At 46.2% G+C, this 10000-nt stretch carries 12 protein-coding genes; 8 read left to right on the top strand and 4 right to left on the bottom strand.

Features of this window, described 5'->3' with window-relative positions; translation table 11 throughout:
* On the top strand, nucleotides 1-383 hold a 383-nt coding region (locus LDL18_RS04165), incomplete at its 5' end, for a DapH/DapD/GlmU-related protein (RefSeq protein ID WP_296507122.1).
* 98 nt (nucleotides 384-481) lie between these two features.
* Here the strand turns inward: LDL18_RS04165 and gmk are convergent.
* From gmk to LDL18_RS04180, 3 genes are all read right to left on the bottom strand, one after another.
* Nucleotides 482-1132, bottom strand: coding sequence for a guanylate kinase (gmk, locus tag LDL18_RS04170; protein WP_296507123.1), 651 nt, complete (start codon nucleotides 1130-1132; stop codon nucleotides 482-484).
* 153 nt (nucleotides 1133-1285) lie between these two features.
* Nucleotides 1286-1729 carry a glycine zipper 2TM domain-containing protein gene (locus LDL18_RS04175; protein ID WP_296507124.1) on the bottom strand — a complete coding sequence of 148 codons (444 nt, stop codon included), beginning with the start codon at nucleotides 1727-1729 and terminating at the stop codon, nucleotides 1286-1288.
* Nucleotides 1730-1857: 128 nt separating this feature from the next.
* Nucleotides 1858-2256 carry an MAPEG family protein gene (locus LDL18_RS04180; protein ID WP_296507125.1) on the bottom strand — a complete coding sequence of 133 codons (399 nt, stop codon included), beginning with the start codon at nucleotides 2254-2256 and terminating at the stop codon, nucleotides 1858-1860.
* A gap of 156 nt (nucleotides 2257-2412) precedes the next feature.
* Here LDL18_RS04180 and LDL18_RS04185 point away from each other — a divergent pair, with 156 nt between their 5' ends.
* From LDL18_RS04185 to LDL18_RS04205, 5 genes are all read left to right on the top strand, one after another.
* A complete protein-coding gene (locus LDL18_RS04185) occupies nucleotides 2413-2634 on the top strand; it encodes a hypothetical protein (protein WP_296507126.1) in 222 nt (73 codons plus the stop codon).
* Between the two features lie 254 nt (nucleotides 2635-2888).
* The gene (locus LDL18_RS04190; RefSeq protein WP_296507127.1) at nucleotides 2889-4013 is read left to right on the top strand and encodes an RluA family pseudouridine synthase; all 1125 of its coding nucleotides are present in this window, start codon (nucleotides 2889-2891) and stop codon (nucleotides 4011-4013) included.
* A gap of 109 nt (nucleotides 4014-4122) precedes the next feature.
* Nucleotides 4123-4413 carry a hypothetical protein gene (locus LDL18_RS04195; RefSeq protein ID WP_296507128.1) on the top strand — a complete coding sequence of 97 codons (291 nt, stop codon included), beginning with the start codon at nucleotides 4123-4125 and terminating at the stop codon, nucleotides 4411-4413.
* A 26-nt stretch (nucleotides 4414-4439) separates the two neighbouring features.
* Nucleotides 4440-5144, top strand: coding sequence for an ATP12 family protein (locus LDL18_RS04200; protein ID WP_296507129.1), 705 nt, complete (start codon nucleotides 4440-4442; stop codon nucleotides 5142-5144).
* A gap of 28 nt (nucleotides 5145-5172) precedes the next feature.
* Nucleotides 5173-5817, top strand: a complete 645-nt coding sequence (locus LDL18_RS04205; protein ID WP_296507130.1) for an HAD family phosphatase — start codon at nucleotides 5173-5175, stop codon at nucleotides 5815-5817.
* An 87-nt stretch (nucleotides 5818-5904) separates the two neighbouring features.
* Here the strand turns inward: LDL18_RS04205 and LDL18_RS04210 are convergent, their stop codons facing one another.
* Nucleotides 5905-6942, bottom strand: a complete 1038-nt coding sequence (locus LDL18_RS04210; protein ID WP_296507131.1) for a ribonucleotide-diphosphate reductase subunit beta — start codon at nucleotides 6940-6942, stop codon at nucleotides 5905-5907.
* Nucleotides 6943-7270: 328 nt separating this feature from the next.
* On the opposite strand from LDL18_RS04210, the gene LDL18_RS04215 reads away from it, so the two are divergent.
* Both LDL18_RS04215 and LDL18_RS04220 read left to right on the top strand, forming a co-directional pair.
* Nucleotides 7271-8317 (top strand): SGNH family hydrolase, encoded by a 1047-nt coding sequence (locus LDL18_RS04215; protein WP_296507132.1) that lies wholly within the window; start codon nucleotides 7271-7273, stop codon nucleotides 8315-8317.
* Nucleotides 8314-9879, top strand: coding sequence for an SGNH/GDSL hydrolase family protein (locus LDL18_RS04220; protein ID WP_296507133.1), 1566 nt, complete (start codon nucleotides 8314-8316; stop codon nucleotides 9877-9879). Before LDL18_RS04215 ends, LDL18_RS04220 begins: the two co-directional genes overlap by 4 nt.
* Nucleotides 9880-10000: the final 121 nt, after the last annotated feature.

Consider the following 10000-nt stretch of genomic DNA (forward strand, 5'->3'; position numbering starts at 1 on the left):
CCAATGTCCATATTTCTGGTGGCGCCGGAATCGGTGGTGTGCTTGAACCCTTGCAGGCAGGCCCTGTCATCATTGGCGATAATGCCTTTATCGGTGCGCGTTCTGAAGTGGCTGAAGGCGTTACGGTTGGTGAAGGTGCCGTTCTGTCCATGGGTGTCTTTATCGGGGCGTCTACCCGTATTATTGATCGGGCAACCGGCGAAATTCATATGGGTAAAGTGCCACCTTATGCCGTGGTTGTTCCGGGTAGCTTGCCCGGTAAGCCTTTGCCTGATGGTCGTCCGGGTCCTTCGCTTTATTGTGCTGTCATTGTTAAAACAGCTGATGAACGTACCCGTTCAAAAACCAGCATCAATCAGCTTTTAAGAGAAGCCCAAAATTGATTATTTTATATTAAGTAATAAAAAGCCGGTATTTATAAAATACCGGCTTTTTTTAATGAGAAAAAATGGCCTATTTCTCGCCTTGAAGTGAGATATCTCTAATCTTCGGGCGGTGCCAATAATTTACGGGTAAAGCCAATAAGGCCAATTTGGCGGCGTCTTTTAATTCTTTCGACCGTCAAAATGTTTTTTACCTGTTTAACACATTCATCCATGTCATCATTGATTAAAACATAATCATAGCCATCCCAATGGCTTATCTCGCTGGCGGCGCGAGCCATTCTTTTCTGGATGACTTCTTCTGAATCGGTTCCCCGACCTCTTAACCGGCGTTCCAGCTCTTCAAAGGAGGGGGGAAGAATATAAACACGTATCGTATCACCGCTGGCCTGCTGCCAGAGCTGTTGTGCGCCTTGCCAGTCAATATCAAAGAGGACATCTTGGCCTTGATGAAGCATATCATCAACAGGCGCGCGGGGCGTACCATAGCGATTATCAAAAACATGCGCCCATTCCAGAAGCTGGTTTTCGGCGACCATCTGTTTAAAAGTCGGGACATCGACGAAATGATAATCTACTCCGTCAACTTCCCCAGGTCGTTTAGGACGTGTTGTTACAGAAACTGACAGATGAATTTCATCATCTTCGGCCAGTATTCTACGGGCGATAGTGGACTTACCTGCACCTGATGGTGAAGATATCACAAAAAGAAGTCCACGGCGGGCTAGTCGAAAATTAGCTGAAGGCATGGGAACCTTTTGCCCAAGCAAGGATGAAGGTCAAGGGGCTAAGATAAGAATAATCCCGAAATAGAATATAATAGAAAGCCGTTTAAAAGAACAAAGGGCGCATTCTTTCGAATGCACCCTTTTTGAAAAACAGGTCTTGTCAGGACAACAGGCTTAACGGCAACGAATTTTATTCCGATCAATATGACGTCCGATAAGAGCGCCGCCGCCCGCACCCAGAAGCGTACCAAGCGTTTTTGATCCACCTGGGGCGATCACATCACCCAGAATACCGCCACCTAATGCGCCGATAATCGTGCCGGTCGTGCCGTCAGAACGATGGCAATAATATCGACCATCATTGCCCCGATAGATACGATCATTAGGGCCTATCCGGCCATCGCGATATCCACCTCGACGTCCACCGCCGCGATAATAACCATCGTTACGGCCACCATCGCGGTAACCGCCACGATCGCCTCTGTCCCAATTGCCCCCACGACCATCGTCGCGATCACCATAATAATTAGGCGGGGGTGATCCACCCGGAGGCTGTGCTTGCACTGCGGCAATAGGAGCCATCAACATAAATGCCAGAGCAAACGATAACCGTTTCACTGTTTTGTCCTCTCGCTTGAAATCAAGCATCACAATAAAATGATGTGTTGTTAGCCTGTTTCTATCAATTAGAATATGAGCGTAGCATTAAGAATTTAAACAGCTAATTGAAATCTTTGTTTCCAATTTTAACAAAAAATCAGCAGGATTTGTCCCAACAAGCCGATAATGCCAATCGCCCATACGATGCTGCGTAAATAAGGCACGCCAAAAGCATAAAGCGGTAAATATATCAGGCGGGAGGCAACATATAATTCGGCGCTTAATTCACTATAATAGCCGTTATGCCCCAAATAGAGATTGGCTAATAAGGCCGCTATAAACAATGGGAGCGTTTCAAATAGATTCGCTTGCGCCCGACCTAAGCGACCCGCCATAGGAGAAAGAGGCGGAAGTGTTTCATCTCTAGCACCCGTATTCCATTTTATGCCATATTGTCGCGTCTTGAAATGTGCAGTTAGAAAAATTTGCAACAAAGCCAGCAATAACAGGATACCAAGAAGATAAAATTCGGGCGGCTTGGTCATAAAAAATCCCTTTATATTGTCGCGGTTAATTGTCTTTTGCTATGGTGTCAGAAATTCTATTCAGAATAGAGTATCTTAAAAACCCATAATCTCGCCATAACCGATGGTTATCCTCAGCGACCTTAACATGAATATAGACAGGATTAGATTAGAGTCATGGCCAATATCATTTCGGTAATCATTGGTTTTCTGTCCCTTATTTCGGTGGCGGTTGCTTTTCTACCTTTCGTGGGATGGCTGAACTGGATTATCATTCCGTTGCCAGTCATTGGTTTAGCTATTGGGTGCTTATCCCGAGAAATGAGTGGTCGTCGTATCAATATATTGGCTATTTTATTGGGCTTTTTCCGTCTTATTATCGGCGGCGGCATTTTCTAAAGCCTGTTTCTTACCCTATTCGATCAATGGTAGAAATATATCCCGCTTGAGAAGGCGGAAGGAAATGCCTTTTTCTGGCTAATTTCTGCCAATCATTCTATAAATCCCGTCATTTCAGATTGTCTTTCAAGGATATCTATGCCTTTCCCTTTTGAAACCGAAATAGCCGATCATCGGTATCGGATGTTGCTGTTTCGGAATTTGTCTTCCGATATTTTATTCTGTTTGCCTGTTATTGTGGGAGGGGAAGGTCGATGAGCGATAATGTCCGTAACTTTGTGGTTGATGATGACGATGATGGTATCCGCCTTGACCGCTGGTTTCAGCGCCATTTGCCCGATACTGGTTTCGCGAGAATAGCGCGCTGGACAAGAACCGGACAGATTCGTCTTGATGGTCGTCGTGCTACCCCCGGATCGAGAGTTATGGCGGGTCAATCCATTCGCGTCCCACCAGCTGAACCCAATTTGCAGGATACTCGTCCGGCCAAGCCTTCCAGACCTGAATTGACGGAAGCTGAAATCGAATTTGCCCAGTCTTTGGTTATTCATCGCGATAAAGCTGCAATCGTGGTCAATAAACCCGCCGGTCTGGCGACCCAAGGTGGCACAAAAACCCATTACCATCTTGATGGTCTGTTGGATGCTTTGCAGTTTGAAGCTCCGTCTCGACCCAAATTAGTCCATCGTTTGGACAAGGACACGTCCGGCGTTTTGCTGTTGGCTCGTTCCGCCAATAATGCCGGTTATTTTTCCAAAGCCTTTTCGGGGCGGACGGCGCATAAAGTCTATTGGGCATTGGTTGTCGGTGTGCCTTCGATTACCGAAGGCTTGATTGATTTGCCTTTGGCACGTCAGCCAGGAAGCGGCGGCGAAAAAATGCATGTCGATGAAGAAAATGGTGCGACGGCGAAAACCCTTTATCGCGTGATCGAACGGGCAGGGAATGCGGCCTGCTGGTTAGAGTTGCAGCCTTTGACAGGCCGCACCCATCAGTTGCGCGCCCATCTTTCGGCTATTGGCTTTCCTATTGTTGGTGATGGTAAATATGGCGGGAAAGAAGCCTTCTTGACCGGAGGTGTCAGCCGTAAAATGCATCTTCATGCCAGAAGATTGGTTATCCCGCATCCTGATGGTTCCAATTTGGATGTCCATGCCGATTTGCCGGAGCATTTTCTCGAAAGTATGAGCTTGCTCGGCTTCGATTTAGAAAATGGCTATGATCGACCGCTTGGTGGCGAAAAGATTATTGATAAAGAAGCCGAAAAAATTGCCGAAGGGCGCCGCGCCCGTGATCGTCGTCGCGCCAGAAAAGGCGAAAGACGGAACCGTTCTTCTCAGAAACCTTCTTCTCCAAGAGGACGCGATCGGAAACGGTGATTTTTCGTGCTTTTTCTGGTCTTAGTTTGTCATTTTGCTTATGCTGCTAAGCCGCAGCATAGCATTGCGTCATCCATCCTACCGGCAATAGCAAAAGAAGTGTGGTAGTGTGATTCCTAAAAATGCCTACAATCGGATTGCCAAGCAATTGGATCAAGCCGGAGAAAATAGCCGACAATGGGAAGAAAGTTCTTTCGATATTGTAAAGGCTAGCCGACGGCGGATGTTTATTATGTCTGCCTGTCGGGTTGTGGGTGCGTTATTGCTGACTTTTGCTATTTTGCTCTTACAGATGCCTCGTTTCTTTCCGTGGGATCCGCGGTGGCTGGATGCTATGGTCGTTATCAGTTTTATTATTATGCTGATCCCTCAAATTTTGATCAGATGGCAAAAGCCATAAATTGAAAAGAGACAAGTTTTTCTGCCATGAAAAGAAAACGTTTTTATAAAAAAGCTACTGTCGATAAAGCTGAAATAGGCTTTGCTGTAAAATTGGACGATCATCAGATCATGACTCCGGCAAGACATCCTTTAATTTTGCCGACTCGCGCTTTGGCAGAGGCTGTCGCCGAAGAATGGAACAATCAACCGAAAGAAATTGATCCCGCTTCGATGCCGATAACCGGCTATGCCAATGCTGCTGTTGATCTGGTGCCTGATCGCTATGATGATTTTGTTGCTGGTATTCGCCAATTTGCTGAAAGCGATGTGACTTGTTACCGTGCCGATAGCCCTCAGGCCTTGGTTGATCGAGAAATCGAATTATGGGAACCTTTGTTGGAATGGGCGGAAAAACGCTTTGATATCCATTTCCATCGGGTTGTTGGTATTATCCATAAAAAGCAGCCTGAAGTGACTTTGCAGCGGATTGGGGCGGCTGTTTCTGATTTTAATCATTTTGAAATCGTCGCTTTGACACAACTAGCAACTATTTCAGGCTCTTTGGTTATTCCACTTGCTATACTGGCAGATGAAATTACACCTGAGAAAGCTTTTGATGCCGCCCATATCGACGAAATATGGCAGGCGGAACAATGGGGGCAGGATGAAGTTGCGGCCAACGCCCTTAAACGTCGTCGTCGTGACTTTTTAGCTGCTGCCCGTTTTTTCAGCCTGATAAATACAAACTAACGGTCAAAGAACCGGATATTAAGGAAGGATGTCTGAAATGACAGGGCAGAAATCATGGGCTTTTTTAGCTCAAAATGATTTAGGAGAAGGGGGCGCTCCCTTAGCTTTAATTTTTGATTGTGATGGCACATTACTCAATAGTTTGCCGGTATATGAACGGGCTTGGGTCGCTATCTGGGGTGAACTGGGCTATTCAATGGAACATAACTGGTATCAACCAAGATCCGGTTTTTCCGAAGACAATCTGATCACTGCTTTTGAAGAAAAAGTCGGTCAGAAATTCGACCATAAAGCGATATCTGACAAGATGAAGACCTATTATCTTGCCAATATACAGCATGTTGTCGAAATTACGCCTGTCGCTGATATTGCCCGCAATGCCTATGGAAAATTTCCGATGGCGGTCGCCTCTTGTGCGCCCCGCACTTTGTTGCTGGAAGGTTTGAAGATAACAGGCTTGTTTGACCTGTTTGATACTATTCTTTCTGTCGATGATATCGGCGTTCCAAAGCCTGCCCCTGATATTTTCTTGAAGGCGGCTGAAAGATTAGGTGTTGATGCCGAGCATTGTCTGGTTTTTGAAGATAGTGTGACCGGATTTGAAGCCGCAGAGCGCGCCCATATGCCAGTTATCGATGTGAACCCTTTAATCGCTACGAATCAAAAAGATTAAAACGCGTTATTGCGTCTTTTCCTAAAATAGAAAAAGGCCATGAGATTCATGGCCTTTTTCTTTGCTGTAAATTTTGTTCAGCTCATTTTATGCTGGAAATAAGCCGTTTTCATCTTTTTCGTTAGCTGTCGCGTCTATATTGGATTGAGCATCACGACGCTGGTCAAAAGCACCCCAAACTTCATTCCACTCACCTTTTGTCGCGGCTTTTGAATATTCGGTTGAACGAGTCTCAAAGAAATTGGCATGTTCAACGCCATTCAACAAAGGCGTGAGCCAAGGTAGTGGATGTTCTTCGATCATGTAGATAGGAGAAAGACCCAACTGCCCTAAACGCCAATCAGCAATATAACGAATATATTTTTTGATTTCTTTCGGGGTCATGCCTTCAACGGGTCCCATTTCGAAAACCAGATCAATAAAGGCATCTTCAATTCTGACCGTTCTTTGGCATATATTGAGAATATCGTCCTTAACCTCTTTGGTCAGGCATTGTCGTTCCTGACAGAAGGTGTGGAAAAGACGAATAATCCCTTCGCAATGCAGTGATTCATCGCGAACGCTCCAAGAAACAATCTGTCCCATGCCTTTCATCTTATTGAATCGGGGGAAGTTCATCAGCATCGCAAAGCTGGCGAAAAGCTGTAAACCTTCGGTGAAGCCTCCCATCATCGCCAGCGTGCGGGCAATATCCTGATCACTGCCGACATCAAAAGTTGCCAGATAATCATGCTTGTCCTTCATTTCTTTATATTGAAGGAAAGCCGAATATTCAGTCTCCGGCATGCCGATGGTATCAAGCAGGTGAGAATAGGCAGCAATATGCACTGTTTCCATATTGCTGAAAGCGGTCAGCATCATTTTGATTTCCGTCGGACGGAAAATGCGACCATATTTATCGAAGTAACAATCCTGAACTTCGACATCGGCTTGCGTGAAAAAACGAAATATCTGTGTTAAGAGATTGCGTTCGTGATCGCTTAATTTTTGCGCCCAGTCCCGACAGTCTTCGCCTAACGGCACTTCTTCTGGAAGCCAATGAAGCTGTTGCTGCCGCTGCCAGAATTCATAAGCCCATGGATATTCAAAAGGTTTATAAACAGGAGATGCCTTAAGCAGGGACATGAGGGCGGTTCCTTCGTATAAAATAGGGATAGAAAGACGAATCTGGCGATCTTGTCCTGCCGATTCTGAAAATGAGGAAAGACTCTACATATAGTGTTACAAAAAGTTTAGTATTCTATATATAGATTCTATAAAAATTTGTTATCAAAAAAATCATTCAAAATTTTTCTGTTCTCTAGTCAAAACATCAATTTTGTGATTCATCGGCCTTTATGGATATAAAGAGTAAAAGAAGGGCTATCCCTCTTTAGAATTTTTGTTAGAAAAAGCCGCCATTGATAGAAACTATAAATTATCGGATATCTAAGGCCGGAGACTGGGAGATTTCATGAAGTCAGCGCGTTTTTTAGCTGATCGGGCTGTTGTATTGTTACTAGGTGTCGCAGTCGGAACAGCCATAGGTTATGCTTTTGGTTCGTCAGGAAAATCCGGCGAGACGCCTGTTGCTTCCTCTACCCAGTCGATCACTTCTCTTGATAATCAAAGCTATAACCCTGAACAGGCTTCTTCTGATCAGTCGGTAATGAACAATTCTGTTGCTACAGTGGAACCACCCAAGCTGGCAGAAAAGGAAACAAGCGAAGGCTATAAACCCTTCGTGCCACCGCATTCACCTTTACCCCCTGAACCATCAAGCGCAAATCTGAATCAGCGTTTATCGCAAGGTGAACCACTTCGGGTTGGGGTGTTCGGTGATAGCTATGGTGACGGGCTTTGGTCTGCTCTTTATCGTCTATTACCGGCGAAAGAGGGCTATCGTGTTTTGAAATTTAGCCAGCAATCGACAGGCTTTACCCGTTATCAAAGCCTGAATGTCGAAGAAAAAGCCAAAAGCGATCTGGTAAATCAGCCTGTTGATATTGCGGTTATTTGTTTTGGTGCCAATGACGTTCAAGGTGTTTTAGTCGGCCACCATGCAGCCCCCTTGCTGAGCGCAGAATGGCGACAGGTCATTGGTGACCGGATAGAAAGTTTCGTATCTATGCTGCGGCAAAAAGGCATAAGCGTTTATTGGGTTGGTTTACCCGTGATGCGGAAAGCTGATTTCGATGCCAGCATCAGCAGCATGAACAGTTTTTATGCCGCCGAAATGGCTAAGTTAAACGTTCCCTTTATTGAGACCCGTTCGCTAACAGTAGACGAAAATGGACAATACGCGCCTTATCTAATGGATGGCAGTAATGACGCGACAAAGAAAATGACGTTGATGCGGGCAAATGACGGGGTGCATATGTCGATGACTGGGTATGTCAGATTAAGCCGTGGTCTGGCTTCGCAAATCCGCCATTTCGCTGATCAGCATCGCCCAAAACTGCCCGCCGCAGCAAGTGAAACGGCCAGTCTTGTAGCTAGTCAAAAAGAAGTGAGCCGGTGAAACGCCTGATTCCATCAAAACTGACTGTAGTCCTGAAATCGGCTTTAGCCTCCTGTGCTTTTATGGCCGGTACCTTTGCGCCTGCTGCACAGACAGCCTCTTCTGCGCCTATAATCGGCGTGCCCTTCACGCCGCCGGAAACCCCACCGGCTTTAAAAAATTCTGAAGCCATTCTGCCTTTTTTTAAAAAATTGGCTGAATATCCTCGTGGACGACATTTAAAGCCGCTCCATATCCTTCAAATCGGTGACAGCCATACCGCAGGCGATTCTATTTCAGGGGCTTGGCGTTCTATTTTACAAAACCGCTATGGATCGGGCGGGCGGGGCGTTTTAGCCCCCGGTATTCCCTATAAAGGCTATATTGCCCATGGTGTTCATGTCTCCATGTCGGATGGCTGGACTATCGGTTCGATTTTCGGTTCTCATTATAGTAGCGATATGCCGCCGGTCGGTTTTAGTGGTTTTAACCTGACTTCTCACAAAAACGGCGCACAGATCTCGCTTGATAGCGGGATTGAAGAGGCCTTTGACCGTTTTACTGTTTGTGGCTTGGCGAAACCCAGTGCTGGCATTGTGGTTGTTTCTATGGGTGGGCAATTCCAACGGGTCGATTTCAACAGCAGTTGGTCGCATAGCCAATGTGTCACTTTAACAAGCGATATGCCTCAGGTTCATGCCGATGTGGTGGCAGCGGAAGGCCCCATTACACTGACCTCATGGGCAAGTTTCCGAGATAATGGTGGCGTTGCTTTATCCAATCTCGGGGTTGTCGGTTCCCAGTTGATTCATCTTCAAAGAAGTAGCGATCAGGTTATCGCAACAGAATTAAAAGTATATCATCCCGATCTGATTGTGCTGGCTTTCGGAACGAATGAAGGCTTCGCACCTTATTTTGATCCCACGGCGTTTGAATCCGTTTTACGTGAACAAATTTCACGGATTAGACGGCTATCCGGTAATGTGCCTATTTTAATGCTGGGCGCGCCTGATGCTTCAAGCCGTCGCGAAGAAATGCTGCATAATACGCCCGGTGTTTCTCCGCCTCTTTGCTCTGAACCCCTTCCTACGGATGGTTTTGTCACTAGTCCGGCCTCTAATCTTGCAACCCCTTCTCAGTCCTCGGCCAATCAGTCGAAAGGAGTCGATTCTGTGATGTCGACTTTGCGGCAACAGGGGGTGTTCGGTTCAGATGGCAATGGCCCCGATATTTCGCAGCCTCCGGGATCAGATACGAATTCAGCTCAAAATGCTTTGCCCAATATTGTGCCGCCTTCCAATGTTATTTGGAAAGTGACAACACATCCGCTGTTTCCACCTGCTGGTTTGGCTGCAGTACGTCGGGTGCAACAACGTGTTGCATCGCAGTTGGGTATTGCCTTTTGGGATTGGCATGCCCGTATGGGGGGCGATTGTGCGGCCGTCCATTGGGGCAAGGCTTATCCTTCTTTGATGCGACGTGATTACGTCCACTATACATCTTTGGGTGGACAAATTATCGCAAATCGTCTGGATAACGACATAAAAAACGCTATGGAGTCCTCTCCATCTCCGGCGCGATAGCCCTTTTTCGGGTAAAATTTAGGTTTCAAGAATGCTTTTTCCGACTCTGACTTTTGGACTGTTTTTTCTGGTCGTCTTTTCTGTCGCCTGTTGTTTCAGGGGCAGTAACGACTGGCGAAAA

Origin of the sequence: Zymomonas sp. (assembly GCF_020216885.1) — a bacterium.
Classification (GTDB): domain Bacteria; phylum Pseudomonadota; class Alphaproteobacteria; order Sphingomonadales; family Sphingomonadaceae; genus Zymomonas.